At 61.3% G+C, this 22,457-nt stretch carries 15 protein-coding genes; 11 read left to right on the top strand and 4 right to left on the bottom strand.

What is annotated here, in order from left to right; genetic code table 11:
• Positions 1–47: 47 nt before the first annotated feature.
• A complete protein-coding gene (gene ruvX, locus BEN48_RS06710) occupies positions 48–473 on the bottom strand; it encodes a Holliday junction resolvase RuvX (protein ID WP_070733837.1) in 426 nt (141 codons plus the stop codon).
• Positions 474–1,130: 657 nt separating this feature from the next.
• Here ruvX and BEN48_RS06705 point away from each other — a divergent pair.
• Positions 1,131–2,579, top strand: a complete 1,449-nt coding sequence (locus tag BEN48_RS06705) for a S41 family peptidase (protein WP_070733836.1) — start codon at positions 1,131–1,133, stop codon at positions 2,577–2,579.
• 296 nt (positions 2,580–2,875) lie between these two features.
• Positions 2,876–3,541 (top strand): hypothetical protein, encoded by a 666-nt coding sequence (locus BEN48_RS06700; protein WP_125932512.1) that lies wholly within the window; start codon positions 2,876–2,878, stop codon positions 3,539–3,541.
• A 302-nt stretch (positions 3,542–3,843) separates the two neighbouring features.
• Here the strand turns inward: BEN48_RS06700 and BEN48_RS06695 are convergent, their stop codons facing one another.
• Positions 3,844–4,569, bottom strand: a complete 726-nt coding sequence (locus BEN48_RS06695; protein ID WP_083320828.1) for an outer membrane beta-barrel protein — start codon at positions 4,567–4,569, stop codon at positions 3,844–3,846.
• 354 nt (positions 4,570–4,923) lie between these two features.
• On the opposite strand from BEN48_RS06695, the gene BEN48_RS06690 reads away from it, so the two are divergent.
• Both BEN48_RS06690 and BEN48_RS06685 read left to right on the top strand, forming a co-directional pair.
• A complete protein-coding gene (locus tag BEN48_RS06690) occupies positions 4,924–6,129 on the top strand; it encodes a homogentisate 1,2-dioxygenase (RefSeq protein WP_070733833.1) in 1,206 nt (401 codons plus the stop codon).
• 44 nt (positions 6,130–6,173) lie between these two features.
• Positions 6,174–6,698, top strand: a complete 525-nt coding sequence (locus BEN48_RS06685; protein WP_070733832.1) for a hypothetical protein — start codon at positions 6,174–6,176, stop codon at positions 6,696–6,698.
• 119 nt (positions 6,699–6,817) lie between these two features.
• Here the strand turns inward: BEN48_RS06685 and BEN48_RS06680 are convergent, their stop codons facing one another.
• Entirely contained in the window at positions 6,818–8,380 is a 1,563-nt protein-coding gene (locus tag BEN48_RS06680; RefSeq protein WP_070733831.1) for a hydroxymethylglutaryl-CoA reductase, read from the bottom strand.
• Positions 8,381–8,849: 469 nt separating this feature from the next.
• Here BEN48_RS06680 and BEN48_RS06675 point away from each other — a divergent pair, with 469 nt between their 5' ends.
• The 5 genes from BEN48_RS06675 to BEN48_RS06655 all read left to right on the top strand — a co-directional run bounded on the left by BEN48_RS06675 (position 8,850) and on the right by BEN48_RS06655 (position 17,213).
• Positions 8,850–9,665, top strand: a complete 816-nt coding sequence (locus BEN48_RS06675; protein WP_070733830.1) for a phytanoyl-CoA dioxygenase family protein — start codon at positions 8,850–8,852, stop codon at positions 9,663–9,665.
• Positions 9,666–9,840: 175 nt separating this feature from the next.
• On the top strand, positions 9,841–10,620 hold the full coding sequence (locus BEN48_RS06670) for an SDR family NAD(P)-dependent oxidoreductase (protein ID WP_070733829.1): 780 nt from the start codon (positions 9,841–9,843) through the stop codon (positions 10,618–10,620).
• Between the two features lie 578 nt (positions 10,621–11,198).
• A complete protein-coding gene (locus tag BEN48_RS06665) occupies positions 11,199–13,034 on the top strand; it encodes a DUF4331 domain-containing protein (protein ID WP_083320832.1) in 1,836 nt (611 codons plus the stop codon).
• 65 nt (positions 13,035–13,099) lie between these two features.
• Complete coding sequence (locus BEN48_RS06660) at positions 13,100–16,900, top strand: DUF4331 family protein (RefSeq protein WP_070733828.1); 3,801 nt, start codon at positions 13,100–13,102, stop codon at positions 16,898–16,900.
• Positions 16,901–16,994: 94 nt separating this feature from the next.
• On the top strand, positions 16,995–17,213 hold the full coding sequence (locus BEN48_RS06655) for a PID-CTERM protein-sorting domain-containing protein (protein ID WP_070733827.1): 219 nt from the start codon (positions 16,995–16,997) through the stop codon (positions 17,211–17,213).
• A gap of 21 nt (positions 17,214–17,234) precedes the next feature.
• Here the strand turns inward: BEN48_RS06655 and BEN48_RS06650 are convergent, their stop codons facing one another.
• Positions 17,235–17,960, bottom strand: coding sequence for a phosphatase PAP2-related protein (locus tag BEN48_RS06650; protein WP_070733826.1), 726 nt, complete (start codon positions 17,958–17,960; stop codon positions 17,235–17,237).
• A gap of 155 nt (positions 17,961–18,115) precedes the next feature.
• Between BEN48_RS06650 and BEN48_RS06645 the strand changes: the two genes are divergently transcribed.
• Entirely contained in the window at positions 18,116–19,429 is a 1,314-nt protein-coding gene (locus tag BEN48_RS06645) for an amidohydrolase (RefSeq protein WP_070733825.1), read from the top strand.
• A gap of 539 nt (positions 19,430–19,968) precedes the next feature.
• Entirely contained in the window at positions 19,969–22,404 is a 2,436-nt protein-coding gene (locus BEN48_RS06640; RefSeq protein WP_206599830.1) for a M4 family metallopeptidase, read from the top strand.
• Positions 22,405–22,457: the final 53 nt, after the last annotated feature.

Here is a 22,457-nt window from a genome sequence, read left to right as displayed (position 1 = left end):
ACGCGAGATACTTCGGCTGCGCTCAGCATGACGTTCTAACGAAAAAACTAGACTTCCCGCATCTGCGGCGACTCCAGAAAAGATTGCAGGATGATGGCCGCGCTGATGCGGTCCACGGTGGCCTTGTCGCGGCGGGCCTTCTGGCCCAGGCCACCGGCCAGCATGGTGGCATGGGCCATGCGCGAGGTAAACCGCTCGTCCAGCTCATGCACGGGCAATTCGGGGAGCTCGCGGCGCAGGCGGCGCAGCAGGCCCACCACGGCGCTGGTCACGTCGGTGGGCTCGTTGAGCAGCGTGCGTGGCATGCCCACCACCACGGCCCGCAGGGGCTCGCGCTTGTGGTAGGCCAACACATACGCCACCAGGTCCTGGCTGTGAATGGTTTCCAGGGGCGAGGCAATCATGCACATGGGGTCGGTGATGGCCAGCCCCACGCGCTTGTTCCCGTAATCGATGGCAAGAATGCGGCCCATTGGTGCGGGAATAAGATGGATGGCGGAAGTGTAGTAGGAAAGGATTGGACTACAAAGATACGGCAGGGGGGAAGGGCGCTCAATCCAATACTTACGGGCCCTTCGTAGCTGCATTGTTCCGAAGCAGATGGTCTGGGCATTGGGTTTGCGAAAGCCCAGGCTCAGCGAGAATCTGGGCATGTTCATCAAAATTTGAAAAAGTGTTTCTTGCTAAAGTTATAAATTTAATCACGATTTAAGGTGTTTAAAAGTCTGTTTACAATTGTAATCTGCCAATAAACAAGGCTTATTTTAGTCTTGGACATGTAACTAATTGTATTTATTGAATAAAACTGGATATTTCGGTAATGACGTGGTGCTAACTGGGAAAATTTAAATAGTTTTGAATGTTCCCTATCGTTTTTCTATTGATAAAATCGCTACTCTATTAATGTCCTCTACATTACCCGCTACTCCAGTTTCTGGTCGGCCGGCTGCCGCAAGGCGCCGGCCTGACTGGCTGCGGCAGGGCGTGTTGCTGGTGCTGGCCATGAGCTGCGGCGTACTGGTGGCAAACAACCCGTTCCGCCCATCTTCCGATAACCCCGACGCACGGCCCGTGGCTATCTCCGTTTCAAAGAGATTCTGAGCTACGTAGACCGCGACTACGCCGACTCCGTGGACACCGAAGGCCTGGCCGACTACGCCGTGGTGCAGATGCTGGAAAAGCTCGACCCGCATTCGGTGTACATTCCGGCCCGCGACCGCAACAAGGCCGACGCCTTCCTGCAAAGCGACTTCGACGGCATTGGCGTCGAATTCAACCTCTTTCGTGATACCGTGACCGTGGTGGCTCCGCTCAGCGGTGGCCCCGCCGACCAGGCCGGCGTGCAACCCGGCGACCAGATTCTGACCATTGCCAACCGCCGGGTGTCGGGGGGGCGGCTCAGCACCGCCCGCCTCAGCGAGCTGCTGCGCGGCCCCCGCGGCAGCAGCGTTACCGTGGAGCTGCGCCGCCGCGGCCTGGGCCGCACCCTGGTCCTCACCATGCAGCGTAGCCGCATTTCCAACAGCTCCATCGACGCCGCTTACCTGGTGGACGACAAAACCGGCTACATCAAGGTGAGCCGCTTTGCTTCCAATACCTACGACGAGTTTAAGGTGGCGCTGGTGGACCTGCGCCGCCAGGGCATGAGCCGCCTGGTGCTGGACCTGCGCGGCAACCCCGGCGGCTACCTCGACCGGGCCACCCGCTTGGCCGATGAGTTCATTGGCGGCTCGCGCAAGATTGTGTACACCGACGGCAAGGGCGAGCAGTACGACTCGCAGACTTACGCCCGCGTAGCCGGCGAGTTTGAAGAAGGCGCCCTGGTGGTGCTGGTGGACGAAGGCAGCGCCTCGGCGGCCGAGGTAGTGGCTGGCGCCCTGCAGGACCACGACCGCGCCATTCTGGTGGGCCGCCGCACGTTTGGCAAAGGCCTGGTGCAGCAGCCCATCAGCCTGAGCGACGGCGGCGAGCTGCGCCTGACCATAGCCCGCTACTACACCCCGGCGGGCCGCTCCATTCAGAAGCCCTACGGCGCCAGCTACGCCGAATACAGCCAGGAGCTGGCCGGCCGCTCGGCCCGCGGCGAGCTGGCTTCGGCCGACAGCAACCGCTTTGCTAAGGAGCTGCGCTTCCGCACCGACCACGGCCGGCCCGTGTACGGCGGTGGCGGCATCATGCCCGACGTGTTTGTGCCCCGCGACACGCTAGCGCATTCGGCCTACTTCACCAAGCTGCTCAGCCACGGCGTGGCCCGCGCCTTCGCCCTCTCATTCTACCAGGCCCACAAAGCCGAGCTGCAGGACCTGCGCTTTGAGCAGTTCAATGCCACGTTCCGCATCAGCGACGCGCAGCTGGTGAGCCTGGCGGCGCAAGCGGCGCAGGAAGGCATCCGCACCGATGTGGCGGCCGTGCGCCGCTGCGCGCCCCTGCTGCGCAACCAGCTCAAGGCCTACATTGCCCGCAGCGCCTACGGGCCAGTGGCCTACTACACCGTGCTGCGCGAGCAGGACCCCGAGCTGCAGCGTGCCCTGCACGCTGTGGGCGACAGCACGGCCCAGCTGGCCCTGCTAGGCAAGTAGCACGGTGCAATCGGCCAGGGAATAGTACCTTGGCTGGCGAGCGCGGCGTTGCGCCAGGCGTAGTAGCCGACTCTTCTTCCTTCCATGAAGCTTTCCGTTATTGTTCTGTTTTTGACTGTCTGCGTGAGTGGCCCGCAGGCGCACGCTCAGGCAGGCAGTGAGATGCCCCGGCAATTGGGCGGGGCGCCGGCGGCAGCCCCGGTGCCGTTGGCAGTTGATTCGCTTCGGCTCTCGGCGGCCGGTGGTCGTGCGGCCGGGGAACGTTGGCGGCGGCGGGCCTGGCAAGCCAGTTCCGGGTGGGGCTGAAGACCGGCCCGGTGCTGAGCGCTACCGACGTAGCGGCGTACCACCCCGTGCTGGGGCGTTCGTATCTGCTGCTGGACGGTCAGAAGCGCCTGGACCTGACGGAGGTGGGATTTTTTGAAAACGAAACCGGGTATTATCGCCGTGCCAAGCCGCGAGGTAATTTGCGGGAGGCGACCCTGCGCCGGGTGCTGCCGGGCCGGCTGAATGTGTACGAACCCCGAACCTCGGCCTTCCGGCAGCTGGCCATGAGCTCGGCGTTGCTGGCGATGGGGAGCCCGTTGGAGGCGGCTACGTCGGCAGCATTACCGCCCCCGGGCCGCGGGTACTTTGCGAAAGATGACGGCCCGGTGTACGCCCTCGCGCACGGCAACCTATCCCGTGCCATCAGCGACAATCCCAACGCCTTGGTTCTGGAAGCCCGCGCTCATGGCTACGAAGTGGCCAATGCGGCCAGTGCCGTGGTGGGCATGGGCCTGCTACTCGGCGGAATGGTGCGGGCCATAGGCCATTTGGGCGGCGCTGATTTGAACGGTAACCTCACCTTGGGCATGCTGGGGGCCAGTGTGCCCTTCCTGGTGGTGCCGCTGGCGTTGAAAGACAAGCCCGCCGAGCACCGGCGCCAGGCCATCGAGCTGTATAACTACACGAAGCGGTAGCAAATACGCCTGCTCATGCGGCGCGAGCGGCGTAGGATGGCATCACCAGCAATGTAGCGGCCCTTGCTGCGCAAGCAGTTCAAGGGCTGCATTGTCCGCAGCGCTTACGGGCCGGTGGCCTACCACAAATAACAAGCAGGGAAAAAGACGTTTTTAGGGCCTTGGATAAGAAAGAACTCAAGGCTAAATAAAGACCGATAGCGCGCCCTTATTGGACCCTACTTGAGAAACGGTGGCTAATTAAATTACCGTTTGCGTGAACGGAGCCAGTATTTTTGATAAGACGAAATAAGTGCCGCAATTTAGGAGGTCACAGGCTTTTTACGGACGTTGAAGCGGTAGCGCACCCCTAAGTTAATGGCTCGTGTGAGGCCGTATCGGTTGCCGGTGGTGTTGAAGTTGACCCCCTCCGAGGCGGAGCGAAAATTTCGGTTATAGGTCCAGTCAAGCACGGCTTCAACATGCCGCCCAAACGGATAACGGAAGCCCACCCCGGCGGTGTAGTAGCCCTGCGTTGCCTTGCCCCCCCCGTAGCTATACTGGCGCACTACCTGGCCGTTCACGCGGTCCTCTACCTCGTAGGTGGATTCTGCCCCCAGCAAGGTGAACCCCAACAGGGCGTCTATTTGCAACCGGGGCTTGGGGTAGCGCACCACCGCATAGCGGGCCAGTACCGGCACACAATAGGTCCAGCTCTTGGACGTTTGAAACCCCTCGATGTAATCCCCGTTGAGCATCGTGCCCGTGTACAGCGGGGCGCGGTATTCGTATTCGTTTTGGTAGCTAAAACCGATTTGAATGGCCAAACGGGTAGACACGTTCCCACCCGCCGTGAGTTGCCACGGGTGCACGCCGGCACTGCCAGGAGTGTTCGGGTAAAACACCTGGTATCTGGTTCTATACAGTTGATGCACCCCCACGTAAAAGCGAGGAGCAGCTTCCGCGGTTTTCTCTTGTGCCTGGCAATGCAACGCCCCGAATACGGGTGCAACCAACCCGGCTACGAAAATGCGTATGTCGTTCTTCATGTGGTGGTAGGCTGGGAAAAACAGCCTGCTACGAAACTACGAAGCGACCTGTTTATTGTGTGCTTGCTGCACTCGCGCTAGGTTAACCCTCCTTTCGGTAAACCTTTCGCAGCTGCCCGGCTCACTGCTCTTTCGGGGTTGTACTCCGAAAGCGGCATCTGGCCTGGGGCTTGTAGCCCCGGCACTGCCCGTAAGCGAGTGGGTAGCACGGAGTGGAACTCCGCAACCGGGCCACTTTAAGAGTGCAACTTCGAAAGAGCAAAGGGTGCAGGGACTAACCCGCGGATGACGGGGGCGAGCGAAAAAGTCGCAGTCCTCGTTCTTACCTTCACGTACCATTCCTACCTCGCTTTTATGTCGCACTACCACCGCCTCGGCCAGATTCCGCGCAAGCGCCACACCCAGTTCCGCCAGCCCGATGGCACGCTGTATTCGGAGCAGCTGGTGGGTACGCTGGGTTTTCACGGCGTGTCGTCGCTGCTCTACCACGTGCACCCGCCCACCCAAATCAAGCACGTGGGCGTGCCCAAGCCCTATGCGCCCAAGCTGCTGAAGGACCGGCCACTGCAGCCCGAGCACCTGCGCACCCTGGCCCAGACCAGCACCGGCGGCGACTACCTGGCCGCCCGCCAAACGCTGCTCGGCAACGCCGACGTGACCATGAGCATCTGCAACCCCACGGACCGGCGGATGGACTATTACTACAAGAACGCCCAGGCCGATGAGGTGATTTTTGTGCACGAGGGCCGGGGCGAGCTGTGGAGCCAAATGGGCAAGGTGGCCTTCGAGCCGGGCGACTACGTGGTGGTGCCGCGCACGGTCATTCATCAGCTGCATTTTGAGGAAGGGCCCGTGCGCTTGATGATTATTGAGTCGTTCAGCCCCGTGGAAACGGTGCGGCGCTACCGCAACCACTTCGGCCAGCTGCTGGAGCACTCGCCCTACTGCGAGCGCGACATGCGCCCGCCCAGCGAGCTCATCACCGAGGAATTTCCGGAAGGTGATTACCTGGTGTACACCAAAAAGGAAGGCCTGCTACATGAGTTAACCTACGCGCACTCGCCGTTCGACGTGGTGGGCTGGGACGGGTACTTCTACCCGTATGCCTTCAGCATTCACGATTTTGAGCCCATCACCGGGCGCCTGCACCAGCCCCCGCCCGTGCACCAGACGTTTGAGGGGCACAACTACGTCATCTGCTCGTTTGTGCCGCGGTTGTTCGACTACCACCCGCTCAGCATTCCGGCGCCCTACAACCACTCCAACGTGGACTCGGACGAGGTGCTGTACTACGTGGCGGGCAATTTTATGTCGCGCAAAGGCGTTGATTTGGCCTCCTTCACCTGGCACCCCACGGGACTGCCGCACGGCCCGCACCCCGGCACGGTGGAGGCCAGCATCGGCAAAAAGGAAACCCACGAGCTGGCCGTCATGTTGGACACCTTTCGCCCACTATACCTGACCGAGGCCGCGCTGCCGTATGTAGACGGCCGCTACCCCATGAGCTGGAACCCCGGCTTCGTGCCCGACCCGCCCCGCGCGGCCGACATGATGGACTAGCCCCACGGGCTTTTTGCACCGCATTTTATCCTTATCCCATTCTTATGAAGACGAAAAGAATTCTCCTGTTTGCGCCGCTCGTGCTGCTGCTCGCCTTTATGGGCTGCAAGAAGATTGACCAGCTGCTCACGTTTAATGTGGACGTGACGCAGAGCGTGGTGATTCCGGGCTACCTGGTGGGCGCGCAGCTGCCCCCCGTGAAGGTGACCACTAAATCGGAAGATTCCTTCCGGAACAACAAAACCACCCGCGACAAGGTGAAGAACGTGCTGCTTGATAGGCTCACGCTCACCGTGACCAACCCGGCCGGTACCAACTTCAACTTCCTCGACCGCATTGAGCTGTACATCAGCACCACGCCGAATAACAAGATATTACTGGCCAAGCTCTACACCGTGCCCCGCGGCGTCACCACCATTACCCTGGAGCCTACTACGGCCAAACTCGACGAGTACCTGAAGTCCGACACCTACGACCTCACGGCCGTAGCCACCGTAAACGGCTTCAACCCCGACGACTTCACCGTGCGCTCCGACGCCACCTTTAAAGTGACGGCCGACCCGCTGTAAGCTATTTCAGCACTGATGTAGCTGCTACGAATACTGGCCCAAACCACCAACGCCAGTTCAACCCCAACAAAGGGCTGGACTGGCGTTGGTGGTTTGGGCCAGCAGGCGAGCAACAGCGGCTAGCGGTTGCGGCCGTACTGCTCGTGGCTGCTCACCCAGTCGGAGCTGCTAATGGCCGCGCCCAGGCTGAGCTCGCCGGCCAGCACCACGCCGGCCACTATTTCGGCAAACTTGCGCACCGTGCCCCGGCCCACGCAGCCCAGCATCTGCAGGCATTCGTTTTGGGTGGCCAGGCCGGTGCCGCCGCCGTGGGTGGCCACAATGAGCGACGGAATGGTGATGCTGATGTACAAATCGCCCTCGGGCGTGACTTCCGAATACAGAATGCCGGCCGACGACTCGCTCACGTTGGCCACGTCCTGCCCGGTGGCGATAAACATGGCGGTGATGCCGTTGGCCGAGTGCGCGCCGTTGTTGTTGGCCCCCGAGATAAAGGCACCCACGTTGCTCACCTGGCCGTGGTAGGCCAGCTGCTCGGGCGTCACGCGCATGCGCTGCATCAGCACGTCGCGCTTCACCACGGCTTCGGCCACCACACGCTTGCCGCGGGTGCGCATCACGTTGATTTGCGAGGCTTTTTTGTCGGTAGCAAAGTTCGATTCGAGGTAGAAATGCTCGACTTTGTGGTCCTTGTAGTTCTCCAGAATCCAGGAGCAGGCGGCGAAGGTGGCGCGGCCCACCATGTTCTGGCCGGCGGCATCGCCGGTGCTGAAATTGAAGCGCAGGTAGGCGAACTTGTTGCTCAGGTACGTGTCGATGTACTGCAGCTTGGCCACGCGGGAGGTGCTTTCGGCCTGCGGCCGAATCTGGTCGATGTTATCCTCCACCCACTTGCCAAAGTCGCGGGCCCCGCGCGCATCGTGGAACACAAACACCGGGGCGCGCTGCATGGCGTCGCCAATGACGGTGCATTTCACCCCGCCACACAGGTTCAGGAGCTGAATGCCGCGGTTGTAGCTGGCCACCAGTGTGCCTTCGGTGGTGGCCAGGGGAATGAGGAAGTCGCCCTGGGCATGCTCGCCGTTCACGGTGAGGGGCCCGGCCAGGCCCACCGGAATCTGGGCCACGCCCATGAAATGCTCGCAGTTGCCCTGCAGCTGATGGGCATCAAAGGAGTAATGCTTGAGGTGCGTGAACTCTGTGTCTGAAAACTGCTCGGCGAAGCGCTGGCGGGCCGCAATGGCGGCCTCGGAGTAGTCGTCTTCCTCGGAGCGCGGAATGCGGGGCTTCACGTTGGCGGTGCCCACAATGGCGTCTTCCACTTCCACGTGCAGGTCGCCGAAGGCATCGGTCGAAAACCACACCTGCACCGGGTGTATGCCCTCGGCCAGGGCCGGCGTGTCGAGCAGAAAGGTGAGCGTGCGGCCCACGGGCAGCTCCACGGCCTGGCCGTCGGCGTTGATGTCGGCCGCCGGCCGGAGTTCGCCGCCGCCCAGGTCTACCCGAATATTCGCGGCCGGAATCACCACCTCCCCAATCTGCACCTGCTTAAAACCGGTCACCTTCGCATTGTCGAGCCGGTTTTTGATGCTGAAGGCTACGCCTGCCTCCTGGGGCAGGTTGTGCAGGCTGCCGCGGGTGTAGAGCAGCTTCAGGAGCATGGGGCTGGGAGTGAAAACCATATGGCTGGGCAATGAAAGAGGATAGAAGAGAGGCCGTGCGGTGCACGAGGGTGAAGGTGGGGAAATTTAGGCGGAATATCCAAGTACGGCGGCCTGAGCAGCCCACTACGTTTCCCGGCAAAAAGTAGAAACGAATGGTTCAGATTAAAAAAACTGGTTTATTCCAGTCACCTTAAGTGGAAAAGCGGAGGCCGCGCTGCCAGGAAAATAAAGGGGATGTGATGATGATACTGAGGTGGTAGTAAGCAAGGTGGTTATGCTTCGTGCAGCGGTGGGGCAGGGCGGGGGAGGAGGCATTGACCCTGCAATGCCGGTCCTGGGCAGGTGAGGCTGGAAAACTCCTTCGCCTCGCCCCGGTTGTCACCGGCTAGGCCGGCGCTTGCTGCATCCCGCAAAATGGTACCCGCGGCCACATTCTTATCTTTACGCCCCCGCCAAGGCCGCGACCATCGGTTGCCGCTACTATATTATGTCCTTATCTATTGACTATCCACGCTTTTCGTTAGGGCAGGCCCTGACGAGTGAGCAACGCGCTTTTTTTACCAAGTACGGTTTTCTGCACTTTCGCCCGTTCGCCTCCCCCGAGCACGTCCAGCAGCTGCTCAATGCCACGCAGGAAGTGCAGGCCGAGTGGCTGGCCCAGGGCCTGGAAAAAGCCAACGGCGTGCCCATCAAATACGGCCGCGACGTAGACGGTTCGCCCATTGTGCAGCGCTTTGCCTTTGCCTCGCAGCACCACCCCGTGCTGCACGAGCTGGTGCAGGATGAACGGTTCGAGGCGCTGTTTCCGTTGCTCGAGGCCGAAGGCGGGCGCGTGGGCGAAAACGAAAAAGACGGCCTGGTGGTGAACCACTACGTGAACGTAGAAGGCTCGGAGTTCTCGCAGATGGGCTGGCACACCGACTCGCTCCGCGACGTGTTCTACGGCAAGCGCATTGGCCCCATGCTCAACGTGGGCCTGCACCTGGACGGCACCAAAGCCGACAACGGCGGCCTGCGCATCATACCCGGCACCCACCACCAGAGCCTGCACAAAATGCTGTTTCGGAAGAAGTACTACAAAGACGTGTACTACGACCCCAACGAAATTGCCATCGAAACCGAGCCCGGCGACCTCACCGTGCACGACGGCCGCATGTGGCACCGCGTGGCGCGCTCCCCGCTTACCGGCGCCGCTAGCCGCCGCCGCGTGATGTACGTGCCCATCATTGCGGGCAAGTACCAGCCCAAGAGCGACGCCAGCCCCACGCCGTTCTACCTGCGCTTTTTGCACCTTGTCAAGTAGAAAATCAGTGAGCAGTGCAAAAGAACGTCATGCTGAGCGCAGTCGAAGCATCTCGTGTGCGTCGGTAATTCAATCGTTAAACAATAAGGAGTGGTGGTGGCGCACGCGAGATGCTTCGACTGCGCTCAGCATGACGTTCTTTTGCTAACTGTTCACTGCTAACTGCTGACCGAAAATGTACGCTCTCGTTACCGGCGCATCGCGCGGCATTGGCCGTGCCCTGGCCCTCCTACTGGCCCGGCGCGGCTACGACCTGCTCCTGGTGGCGCGCTCCGAAGACCAGCTCACCGCCCTGGCGCAGGAAATAGGCACCACGCACCAGCGGCAGGCCCATGTGCTGGCCCTGGACCTGGCCGCGCCCGGTGCCGCCGAAACCGTGGCCGCCTGGGCCCGGCAACAAACCGACCAGCTGGCCGTGCTGGTGAATAACGCCGGCTACGGTCTCTGGGGGCGCTTCGAAACCCTGAGCCTGGCCGAACAGCAAAACATGCTGCAGCTCAACATGGCCCTGCCCGTGGCCCTCACGCACCTGCTGCTGCCCGCGCTGCACCAGGTGCCCCGTGCCTATGTGCTGAACGTGGCCAGCACCGCCGCCTACCAGGCCGTGCCGTCGCTGGCGCTTTACGCAGCCAGCAAAGCCTTTCTGCTGAGTTTCAGTCGCGGCCTGCGCTACGAGCTGAAGGCCACCAACGTGTCGGTGACGTGCCTGAGCCCCGGGGCCACCACCACCAGCTTTGCCGACCGCGCCGGCATGGGCGCCGAGCTGCAAGCCACGGCCAACAAAGTCTCGATGACGCCTGAAGCCGTGGCCGAAGCTGCCGTAGCCGGCCTGCTGGCTGGCGAGGCCGAAGTAGTGCCCGGCGTCCTGAACAAGGTGTCGGCGGGCCTCACCAGCTTTGTGCCCAAGGGCATTGTGGAGAAGATTGCGGCCGGCATTTACGAGAAGTATTTGTAGGCGGCGCTGCAGTAGATTTTAGCTGTTTTGCTGGCTTATGGGCTGCTCCACTGGGGCAGCCCTTATTGTTTGTGGGTAAAATGCCACTAAGCCAGAAGATTTGTCAATATAAACCTTGGTTTCTTGTGGAAAATGTAGTAAAACAAATATTTAATTAAAAATAAGCGCTACAATTGCAATCCAATTGAGCGGCGTTCCCGTATCAATATGATATGGACGCGCCTCGGCGTTGCTATATGTTGCTTCATAACTGCCTTCCCGGTCCGACAGCGGCTTTTATTGCCTGCTAAACCGGCTTCTGCACCTAGTTAGTCGGCCACTGTTTCCCGCATCGGGAGCAATGGCCGGGTGCTGTTATTTCCAGCTACAGGCATCAGGTTGCCATTTTGCCCCAGGGGCCCCTATTACGCTTCCCGCTTACTGTTAGTCGCCAATGCATCTGGTAAGGGGATGTTGGCGGCTATCAATTATTTAATTAATTGAAAATCAAGTAATTAATTGAAAATCAAGTAATTGATTTCATAATAAGAAGTTCTGTTTGGTCCATTTTTAACCCTTTTTCCTACTTGTTTAACCTCATGAAAAACCTTTTAAGCAAGCCCCTGCAATGGGTGTTCGGGGTCTGTGCGGTCACGACGCTCTCGGTCTGGAGCGCCACCCGCCACACGCCCCTGGAGGCCAGTAGCCACCGCGAAGCCCCGCTCATTGCTGACGACCCCCTGGCCGACAACACCGACGTGTACGCCTTCGTGTCGCCGAACGACCCCAACCGGGTGGTGCTCATTGCCAACTATGTACCGTTTCAGTTGCCCCAGGGCGGCCCGAACTACTACACGTTTGGCGAGAACATTCGGTATGAAATCCACGTGAAGAACGACGGCTCATCGCCCGGTGACGACGTCACCTACCGTTTCACGTTCACGCGCACCAACGAGGACCCCAGCACGTTCTTCAACATTCGCCTGGGTAAGCAAAACCAGAAAACCACTTACAACCTCGAGAAGCTGGTGAAGGGTGTCAGCGTTGGCAACATCGTGACCAACGGCGTGGTGCCCCCCTACAACATCGGGCCGCGCTCCATCAACGGCGGTGCCGGCCTCAACCAGGGCTTGCCTTACGCTCAACTGCGCCAAAATGCCGTGACGAACGCCACTGGCGGTGGCAACGAGCAGGTATTCTGCGGTTCTTCCGACGACCCCTTCTTTGTGGACCTGGGCGCGACCTTCGATTTGGCGGGCTTCCGCGTGAATAAGGGTGCGCGCGATGGCTTGAGCCAGTTCAACGTGCAGTCCATTGCCCTGAGCATTCCCATTTCCACGGTGCAGAAAACCGGCCAGGGCCTGCCCGCCGCCGGCGGCATCCTCGACGGTAACTACGTGATTGGCGTGTGGGCCTCGGCCAGCCGCCCCACCCTGCGCACCCTAAGCGCCACCGGCGGCGCCACCACTGACAACGCCACTTACGTGCAGGTGTCGCGCCTGGGCATGCCCCTTACCAACGAGGTGATTAACCCCATCGGCAGCAAGGACGCCTGGAACCGCACCACGCCTTATGCCGAGGCTGCTATCACCGACGACTACCTCTCGAATCCCGAGCTGGGCCTGTACATGGCCAACAACGTGCCGGTAGCACCCGAAGCGCCCAAGCCCGCCGGCCAAACCTACTTCGGCGAAGCCGTGCCGGCGCTGTCGGCGCTGCGCATTCAAACCAAATCGCTGGCCGGCCAGCCAGGCCTGCCCCCTTCGGGCTTTGACTTCCGCAACGGCGCGGCCGGCCTCTCGGGCCTGGCTGGCAGCAGCGCCGTAGAAGGCACTGCCCTGGCGCCCGGTGCGTTTGGCGGCTACCTGCTGGTGCCCGGCAAGCCCCGCTCGGTCGACATCAAGCCTATTTTCCATACTGGCGTACCCAACCTGCGGCCGTATCAGCTGGCCACCGGCAAAGGCGGCAACCCCCTGGCTGCCGGCAAGCCCTTTGTGAACAACTTCCTGCCTCTGAGTGGCTCGAACCCCGGCGGCGACATGCTGCGCCTGAATATGGCCGTGCCCGCTACCCCGCGCAATTCGCCCGACTTCAGCAACCAGGGCCTGCTGGCCGCGGCTGTGCTGGGCCTCACCGACTCGCGCTTCAACGGCTCTACGGCCGTGCAGAACATTCCGAACATGGACGGCTTCCCCAACGGGCGCCGTCTGGAAGACGACGTGGTGAAAATTGAGTTGCAGGCCGTGAGCGGCGCCGCCCTGGCGGCCATCGGCCTGTGGTACGACGACTACACGCCCACGAGCCCCTCGCCCGTGACGCCGCGCCTGAAGGGCGTGCTCAACTTCGCCACTGGCGTTGAGAAAAACGACCTGCCCTTCAGCTCCACTTTCCCGTTCCTGGCCTCGCCGTGGGAAGGTTTCGCCGTCAAGCGCTAACTCATTTCCTCATCAACTAGACTCGTTCGAAGATAATGACTTTTATACGTTTACGTAAACTCGTGATGCTGCCCGCCGTGGCAGCCACGGCCGCTGTTGGCCTTGCCCTATGGGGCCAGGTGCAGCACACGCCCCTGGAGGCCAGTAGCCACCGCGAAGCTCCGCTCATTGCCGACGACCCGGTGGCCGACAACACCGACCTCTACGCTTTCCGCGACCCCAAAGACGCCAGTCGCGTGGTTATCATCGCCAACTACATTCCGTTTGAGCTGCCCCACGGCGGCCCCAACTACTCCACTTTTGGGGAGAACGTGCGCTACGAGGTGCACGTGAAAAACGACGGCAGCACCAATGTCGACGACATCACCTACCGCTTCACGTTCACGCGCACCAACGAGGACCCCAGCACGTTTTTTAACATCCGCCTGGGTAAGCAAAACCTGAAAACCACTTACGTCTGCGAGAAGCTGGTGGACGGGGTGAGCGTGGGCAATATTGTGGCGTCTGGCGTGGTTCCCCCGAACAACATCGGGCCGCGCTCCATCAACGGCGGCGCGGGCCTAGGCTTGACCGAGCCCTACGAGACGCTGCGCACCAACGCCATTACAATGGCAACCGGCGGCGGCGGCGAGAAAATCCTGTGCGCGCCCTCCGACGACCCGTTCTTCGCCGACCTGGGCGCCATATTCGACCTGGCGGGCCTGCGGCCGGGCAGTGCCACCGATGGCCTCTCACGCAAAAACACGCACTCCATCGTACTGAGCATTCCGATTCAGACGCTGCAGAAAACCAACCAGCCGGTGACGGCTGCTGCCAACATCCTCGACCCCAACTACGTGATTGGGGTGTGGGCTTCGGCCAGCCGGCCAGCCATGCAAACCTTCAGCGCCGCTTCCGGCAATGGGGCCAGTGGCGCCTGGGTACAGGTATCGCGCCTGGGCATGCCCCTTACCAACGAGGTGATTAACCCCATTGGCAGCAAGGACGCCTGGAACGCGGTGACGCCTTACAACGAGGCCGCCATCACCGACGACTACCTCTCGAACCCCGAGCTGGGCCTGTACACGGCCGACAACGCGCCGGTAGCCCCGGCCGCGCCTAAAACCGCCGGCCAGACCTTCTTTGGCGAAGCCGTACCCGCCCTCAACGCGCTGCGGATGCAAACCAAGTCGCTGGCTGGCCAGCCTGTCATCGGGCCGGACGGATTCGACTTCCGCAACCAGGCCAATGGCCTATCGGGCCTGGCAGGCAGTTCGCTGGTTACCGGGACGGCTTTCGACCCCACCTTGTTCGGGCCCTATCTGCTGGTGCCCGGCAAGCCCCGCTCGGCCGACATCAAGCCCATTTTCCACACCGGTGTGCCCAACCTGCCGCCTTACCAGCTGGCTACCGGCAAAACGCCGCTTTCGACGGGCAACGCCGCAGTAAACCCGCTGTCGGCTGGCAAGCCGTTCATCAACAACTTCCTGCCGCTGACGGCCTCCGGCCGGTCCAATCCCGGTGGTGACATGTTGCGCCTGAACATGGCCGTGCCCACCACGCCCCGCGACTCGAAAGACTTCAGCAACCAGGGGCTGCTGCAAGCCGCCGTGCTGGGTCTGACCGACCCACGCTTTAACGGCGATGCCAGCCTGCAGAATATTCCTAACATGGACGGCTTCCCTAACGGACGCCGCCTGGAAGACGCTGTGGACCAGATTGAGCTGAAGGCTGTGGGCGGCTTGGTGCTGGCTGCTGTCGGCTTGTACTTTGACGACTTCATGCCTGGCAGCACGTCGGGTGTGACGCCCAAACTGGTGGCCGAATTGCAGTTCACCTCCGGTGTGGAAGTGAACGACACCACGTTCCGCGCCGAATTTCCTTACGTGCAGACGCCGTGGAGCGGCACTGGTTCGGCCAGCGGCCCTACCAACGTAGTGGTAATTCCTGACCTGATAGTGAGCACGGCCATGCCCGTGGAAGCTGGCACGTACAACAACGTGACCATCACCCGCACCGGCAACGCCTCGTTTAACGGCCCTATTGTGGTAAACGGCATCCTAACCGTGCAAACGGGCGGCACGCTGAGCACGCGCGGCGTGCTGGCTACTAACTGCCTGCCCATCACCGGTCCCGGTAGCTTTGTGCTGCAGGCCGGCGCCACGCTAAGCATTTGCAACTCCGACGGCATTTCGGCTTCGGGCGCAACGGGTGCCATTCAGCTGGCTGGCTCGCGCAGCTTTGCCGCCGATGCCAACTACGAGTACAACGGCCTGGATGCCCAGACCAGCGGCGCGGGCCTGCCCGCCCAGGTGCGCAGCCTCACGGTGAACAACGCCGCCGGCCTGACCCTGAACAACGGCGGTGTCCGCATTGTGCAGACCCTGGCCCTGACCAACGGCAACCTGACCACGAGCAGCGCGCAGCTGCTCACGTTGCTCTCGACGCCCACAGCCGGCACGGCTCTGGTAGTGAACACCAACGGTGCCGTAACCGGCCCGGCCGTGATGCAGCGTGCCATCGACCCCGCCTTTAATGCCGGGTTGGGCTATCGCCACTACAGCTCGCCCGTGAGCAATACCACCCTGGCCGACCTGGCTACCCCAGGCTTCACGCCGGTATTCAACCAGGCCTACAACACGGCAGCAGAGCCGAACAACGTGACGCCTTTCCCCACGGTATTTGGCTACAACCAGAACCGCGTGGTGAGCGCCGCCAATTCGGTAGCCGCCTTCGACCAGGGCTTTGTGGTTCCTTTGGCTTCGGACCCTATGGGCCTGCTGACCGGCTACACGGTGAACATTGGTGCTAATCAGGTAGTGGATTTGAATGGTACGCTCAACAACGGCCCCATTAGCCGCAGCAACCTCACCCGTGGCTCGCAGCCGCAGAGTGGCTGGCAGTTCCTGGGCAACCCGTACCCATCGCCGCTCGACTTCAGCCAGACGGCTGGCGTGACGCGCACCAACGTGGACGACGCCGTGTACGTGTACCAGAGCACTGGCCAGTACGTGGGGCAGTACCGCAGCTACGTGAACGGTGTGGGCAACCCGCTGGTATCGTCCATGCAGGGCTTCTTTGCCCGGGTGAGTGCCGGCCAAACCACGGGTAGCTTCGCGCTTAACAACGCGGCGCGGGTTACCACCTTCGCAGCAGCTCCGAGCTTCAACCGTGGCACTTCCGAGACCCGTCCCCTGGTGAAGCTGCGCCTGCAAAACAGCAGCCCGCTCATCGACGAGGCTTACGTGTACTTCGAGCAGGGCGCTACGCCTACGTTCGATGCCCGTTTTGACGCCTACAAGCTCACCAACTCGTCTGGTCTGAACCTAAGCAGCATCATTGCCAGCGACGAGTTGTCGGTGAATGGCCTGCCGATGCTAGTGGGTACCGTGACGGTGCCCCTCAACCTGACCGTGCCCGCCACGGGCAGCTACACGCTCAACGCCGTGGACCTGCTGAATTTTGGCGCCGGCACCCTGGTGTACCTGCTCGATACCGAGACCGGTGCCCGGATAAATCTGGCCGAGCAGCCCACCTACACCTTCAAGGCGCAGGCCCTGACCATGCCCGGCCGTTTCAGCCTGCGCTTCGGTCCGTCGGCGGCTCCTTTGGCCAACACGGCCGCGGCCCTTGCCAACCAGGTGCAGCTGTTCCCGAACCCGGCTCACAGCAGCTTCACGCTGCTGCTGCCCGCCGAGCTGGGCCGTGTGCCCGTGACGGCGCGCCTCTACAACCAAATTGGGCAGCTGGTTACCCAGCGCACCCTGTCGGTTACCGCTGCGGGCGCTTCGGCTCAGTTTGATGTTTCGGGGCTGGCCCCCGGCGTGTACTCGCTACGCCTGATCGGTGGCCCGGCCCCGGTAGTGAAGCGCGTGGTGATTGAATAGCGAATGCTGGATAACACAACCGGGGCTGGAAATGCCGGCCCCGGTTGTATACCAAATACTTAGTAATTTCAACTCTTATTTCAACGACTCCACAATGAATAAATCGTCTCTTGTACACGCATTCTACGGCGCTGTGGCTTGTGTACTGTTCACGGCGGGTGCCGCCCTGGCTCAGCCGGGCTCGGGTGGTCCCGTGCCCGGTACGCCTCCCAACCCCACGCCGGTGCCCATCGACGGTGGGGTCTCGCTGCTGTTGGCGGCCGGTGGCGCGTATGGCCTGAAGCGGCTACGCGCTGCCCGCGCCAAAAAATAACCTTCGCAGTAGTTATAGTTATCAAACAGCCTCGCCTATCCGGCGGGGCTGTTTGTGTTTGGGGGCGTGGCAAGCCCACCACCCGGCCAGGTAATAAGCCAGCCACGCAAAGAGTGGCGCGGCCAGCACATCATAGGAGTAGTGCACGCGCTGCACCAGTACCAGCGTGCCCACGGCCATGGTGGCCAGCGCTAGGGCGACGCGCCAGTAGCGGCCCCGCACCGCCAAGGCCAGCAGGGCCATGGTGGCGGTGTGGCCCGAAAAGAACAGGTCGCGCACCACGGGTTGGGTAGTTGTTCCAAAGAGGCGGTCCACCACCGGGTCGTGCAGCATGACCAGAGCGGCGGGCGGGTCCAGGGGTAGCAGCCACAGCGTGAGCATGCGGAGCAATTGCAGCAATAGATACGCCCACAACACCCGCACTAGCAGCAGCGGCCGGGGCAGCAGAAACACCAGCGCGGCCACAATGCTGCCGTACATCAGCGTGAAGGTGACTGCCGATACGTCGTGCACGGGTAGCCGCCCCAGCAACGGGTCGGGCAGGAGCTGGCCCGGGCGCGACTGAATGAACTGGTAGAAGTGTGGCACCACGGCCAACAAGCCCACCAGCAGCCCCAGCACCAGCATCAGGCGCGCGCGGAAGCCCGGCTGGGCCCAGGCCACGGGCCAGGACTTGCCCGGCGGCTGGCTGGCCAGCGGTGCTGCCTGAGCCGAGGGCAACTCAACGGATTCCAGAAACGAAGCCATCGGATAGAATAAGGGGAGAGAAGGTGACCACGTAAGCCGCCGTAAAAATACGCCGGCGCCCGAACAGTAGCCCGGGAGTCCCGGTCTGTGGCGTAACATTGTCTGTCGCTGAAGCCCGCGTCGTCCCATTGATGTCACTAACTCACACTTGTCCTATGCGCTTTGGTATCATTCTATTTGCCGGTGTTTTGCTCCAGTCTGCTGGCCTGGCCGCCCAGGCCCAAAACCCAGCCCTTGCCGCCCGCATTGCGCAGCTGGCCACGCAGGAAGAAAGCAAGGTCATCGCCTGGCGGCGCGACCTGCACGAGCACCCTGAGCTGGGCAACGAGGAAACCCGCACCGCCGGCATCATTGCCGCGCACCTCAAAAAGCTGGGCCTGGAAGTGCAGACCGGCGTGGCCCGCACCGGCGTGGTGGGCATTTTGCGCGGGGGCAAGCCTGGCCCCGTGGTGGCCCTGCGCGCCGACATGGACGGCCTGCCCATCACCGAAGCCAACGACCTGCCCTTTGCTTCCAAAGCAACGGCCACTTACCTGGGCCAGCCCGTGGGCGTGATGCATGCCTGCGGGCACGACACCCACGTGGCCATGCTCATGGGCGCTGCCGAAGTGCTGAGCCAGGTAAAAAAAGACCTGCCCGGCACCGTGAAATTTATTTTCCAGCCCGCCGAAGAAGGCTCCCTGCCCGGCGTGGAGGGCGGCGCCAAGCTCATGGTGAAGGAAGGAGTGCTGGACAAGCCCAAGGTGGACGCCGTATTCGGCGTTCACATTAATGCCCAGACCGAGGTGGGCAACCTGACCTACCGCTCCGGTGGCGTCATGGCGTCCTCGGACCGGTTCACTATCAAGGTGAGCGGCAAGGGCTCGCACGGTGCATACCCTTGGAACAGCGTGGACCCCGTGGTAACGGCCGCTCAGATTATTCTGGGCCTGCAAACCATAGTGAGCCGCCAGGTAAAGCTGATTGATAACGCGGCCGTGGTCACCGTGGGCACCATAAACGCCGGGGTGCGCTACAACGTCATCCCACCCGATGTGGAAATGAGCGGCACCATACGCGCCCTGGATACCGAAGTGCAAAAGCAAATCTGGGCATCTATCAAGCGCATTGCCACCAACATTGCCGAGAGTGCCGGCGCCACCGCCGAGGTCACCATTGAGCCCTACGTGCCCGTAACCAGCAACAACCCCGCCCTCATGGCCCGAATGCTGCCCACCCTGCAAAGCGTGGCCGGCGCGGGCCACGTGCGCGAAATCAAGGCCGTGACGGGGGCTGAGGACTTTTCTTACTACCAGGAAAAGGTGCCCGGTGTGTTTCTCTTTGTGGGCGGCATGAAAAAAGGGCAGGACCCCGCCACCGCCGCCGACCACCACACCGCCGGCTTCCGCATCGACGAAAGCGGCCTGACGCTCGGCGTTAAAACCCTGGCGACCTTGGCCGCCGACTATCTGACGGCCAAAAAGCCCTAAGGAGCTACCACAGGGCCGTTGAGGTTGCCGCACAGGCAGCGCTACGCCCGAAAGTTCAATTACAAGAAGACCCCTGCCAAGCCGTGGCAGGGGTTTTTTATTGGTGGCTGACGGCCCAATGCTCCAGCGAAAACCACCGCGTGACAAGCCATCACCGCCTACCGTTCGCGGCACCAAAATCTAGCGCTACCAAAGAGAGCAGGTGCGTTAACAAAAATTGAAATATGAGAAGAAACAGGACCTTGCAAAATATAGTCAATATCAAGCTCATTTCTTTAGCAAAAATCGGCTCGTTTTTATTTCACGCCAAATAAATATTTCAATTTGTTATAGTACAATTAAATATCCTTCTATTTAATATAATTCGGGCTTATCTGCATTTTTTTTAATAAAAATCATTATTCATAGTAAAAATGCTTATGTTGCGAAGGTATTGGTGCGAAAAAATGAAAATTTGCACAATGCGTAACCCTCACTCATAATAATGTTGATACATGAGAAAACAGTACTCTGCTGCCGCATTGCTAATGCTCGGCACCTTGGCATCTACCACCGCCCAGGCTCAGGATGCCATGCGCATCCAAAATAAGATTATCGGGCCTGACAACCAGCCTGAGATGGTGGTGTTCAACGCCGCCGGTAAGGCCAGCTATAAAGCCGCCGACGCAGCCGTGGTGTTGCGCCAGGAGCTTGGCCTCACGACCGAAGACCAGATGCTCTCGGTTCGTACCGAGGCCGACCAGTTGGGTTTCACCCATCAAAAGTTTTCGCAGTACTACAAAGGCGTAAAGGTGGAGCACGCCAGTTACAGCGTGCACGCCAAAGGCGGCGCAGTAGAAAGCATCAGCGGCGATTTTGAGAAAATTACAGCTCTTAATACCACGCCTTCGCTCAACGAAGCCGCTGCCCTGGCCCAGGCCTTGGCCAGTGTAGGCGCCCGCAAGTACATGTGGCAGAACGCTGCTGAGGAAGCCGGCCTGAAGCGCCAGGAAAATAACGCAAAAGCCACCTACGCCCCCAAAGGCGAGTTGGTGATAGTGCGCGACACCCGCCGCGGCGAAAACGGCCCGATGGTGCTGGCCTGGAAGTTCAACGTGTACGCGTCACAGCCCATTAGCCGCGCCAACATTTACGTGGACGCCCGCTCGGGCGAAGTGGTGCTGAAGGACGACATCATCAAGCACGCCGCGGCTACCGGCACGTTCGCTACCGCTTACAGCGGCTCGCGCTCCCTTGCCAACAGCACTGCCACCGGCGGCTACAGTTTGCGCGAAGGCACTACCCGCGGCCTGGGCATTGAAACCTACAACGCCAAAAAGGGCAACAGCTACACCGCTGCGGTCGACTTCATCGACGCCGACAACAACTGGACAGCCGCCGAGTACAACAACGCCAACTTCGACAACGTAGCCGGCGACGCCCACTTCGGTGCCCAGGCCACCTACGACTACTGGAAGAACGTGCACGCCCGCAACAGCTACGATAACGCCGGCGCCAAAATTAAAAGCTACGTTCACTTCGACGATACCCCCGGCGACGGCGTGGGCTACGAAAACGCCTTCTGGAACGGTACGGTAATGACGTACGGCGATGGTGCCACCCGGTTCCGCCCGCTGACGTCGATGGACGTAGTGGCCCACGAAATTGGTCACGCGGTGTGCGAAAAAACCGCTGGCCTGGTGTACTCAAACGAGTCGGGCGCCATGAACGAAGGCTTCTCCGACATCTGGGGTGCGGCCGTGGAAGCGTATTCGGTGGCCTCGCTCGGCGCGGTATCGAGCGGCGTGAAAGCCAAATCGACCTGGCTCATCGGCGAGGAAATCGACAAGGTGCAAGTGGCGCTGCGCTCCATGAGCGACCCCAACTCCTTGAACCAGCCCGCTTACTACAAGGGCCTGAAGTGGTACACCGGCACCGGCGACAACGGCGGCGTGCACACCAACTCGGGCGTACTCAACTACTGGTTCTACCTGGTTTCGGCCGGTAAAACCGGCACCGACGAGAAAGGCGTGGCCTACTCGGTGGCTGGCCTGGGTATCACCAACGCAGCTAAAATTGCCTATCGCACCGAGAGTGTGTACCTGACCTCGTCGGCTACCTACGCTAGCGCCCGCACCGCCAGCATCACGGCGGCCAAGGACTTGTTCGGCGCCGGCTCTGCCGCCGAGCAATCGGTGACCAACGCCTGGGCCGCCGTAGGCGTGGGCGCCAAGTATACTCCCCCCGCGGCCATTGTTTACTGCGCCAGCAAGGGCACCAGCGTAGCCTACGAGTGGATTGATTACGTGAAGCTGGGCACCTTGGCCCGCACCTCGGCCGCCGACGCCGGCTACTACAATGGCACGGCCCTGGCCGCCCCGAGCATCGGCGCCGGCACGTCGCAAACCATCAACTTCTCGGCCGGCTATGCTGGCACGGCCTACACGGAATACTGGGAGGTGTACATCGACTACAACCAGAACGGCGTCTTCACCGACGCTGGCGAGCTGGTCGTGTCGGGCTCGTCGGCTAGCGCGGCCACCCTGGCGGCCACTTTCACAGTGCCCACCACGGCCAAAACCGGCAATACCCGGATGCGCTTGGTGATGAGCGACGCTTCGGCTACCACCAGCTGTAACAGCTACAACTACGGCGAAACCGAGGACTACACCGTCAACATCACTGGCGGCGCGGCCATCGCCGGTGTCTCTGGCGGTACCATCAACGGACTGACCGGCAACGCATCGCTTATTGGCAACGAGGCGGCCCGCACTCTGGAAGTGTACCCCAACCCCGCTACGGATGCGGTACGCATTGTGCTACCCGGCAACGCCGAAGCCACGATGGTAACCGTAACCGACCTGCGCGGCGCCCGCGTATCGACCACCACCTTCAGCAACGGTACGCTGAACGTGTCGAGCCTGGCCCGGGGCATGTACACCCTGACCGTGAGCGACGGCCAGAAAACGTTCCACCAGCGTCTGGTGAAGCAATAGGCTTCCCAGATGTAAGGACCTGAAAAGGGCCGCTGACTTAGTCAGCGGCCCTT

This window comes from Hymenobacter glacialis, assembly GCF_001816165.1.
GTDB lineage: Bacteria > Bacteroidota > Bacteroidia > Cytophagales > Hymenobacteraceae > Hymenobacter > Hymenobacter glacialis.
The sequence above is the reverse complement of the archived record's forward strand: the minus strand, read 5'-3'. Positions and strand labels throughout refer to the sequence as shown.

Bases quoted from the DNA above. Each gene is read 5' to 3' on its own strand.
- BEN48_RS06665 (WP_083320832.1), top strand. From the start codon at position 11,199: ATGAAAAACCTTTTAAGCAAGCCCCTGCAATGGGTGTTCGGGGTCTGT.
- BEN48_RS06675 (WP_070733830.1), top strand. From the start codon at position 8,850: ATGTCCTTATCTATTGACTATCCACGCTTTTCGTTAGGGCAGGCCCTG.
- BEN48_RS06690 (WP_070733833.1), top strand. From the start codon at position 4,924: ATGTCGCACTACCACCGCCTCGGCCAGATTCCGCGCAAGCGCCACACC.
- ruvX (WP_070733837.1), bottom strand. From the start codon at position 473: ATGGGCCGCATTCTTGCCATCGATTACGGGAACAAGCGCGTGGGGCTG.
- BEN48_RS06670 (WP_070733829.1), top strand. From the start codon at position 9,841: ATGTACGCTCTCGTTACCGGCGCATCGCGCGGCATTGGCCGTGCCCTG.
- BEN48_RS06655 (WP_070733827.1), top strand. From the start codon at position 16,995: ATGAATAAATCGTCTCTTGTACACGCATTCTACGGCGCTGTGGCTTGT.
- BEN48_RS06650 (WP_070733826.1), bottom strand. From the start codon at position 17,960: ATGGCTTCGTTTCTGGAATCCGTTGAGTTGCCCTCGGCTCAGGCAGCA.
- BEN48_RS06660 (WP_070733828.1), top strand. From the start codon at position 13,100: ATGCTGCCCGCCGTGGCAGCCACGGCCGCTGTTGGCCTTGCCCTATGG.
- BEN48_RS06680 (WP_070733831.1), bottom strand. From the start codon at position 8,380: ATGGTTTTCACTCCCAGCCCCATGCTCCTGAAGCTGCTCTACACCCGC.
- BEN48_RS06685 (WP_070733832.1), top strand. From the start codon at position 6,174: ATGAAGACGAAAAGAATTCTCCTGTTTGCGCCGCTCGTGCTGCTGCTC.
- BEN48_RS06645 (WP_070733825.1), top strand. From the start codon at position 18,116: ATGCGCTTTGGTATCATTCTATTTGCCGGTGTTTTGCTCCAGTCTGCT.
- BEN48_RS06695 (WP_083320828.1), bottom strand. From the start codon at position 4,569: ATGAAGAACGACATACGCATTTTCGTAGCCGGGTTGGTTGCACCCGTA.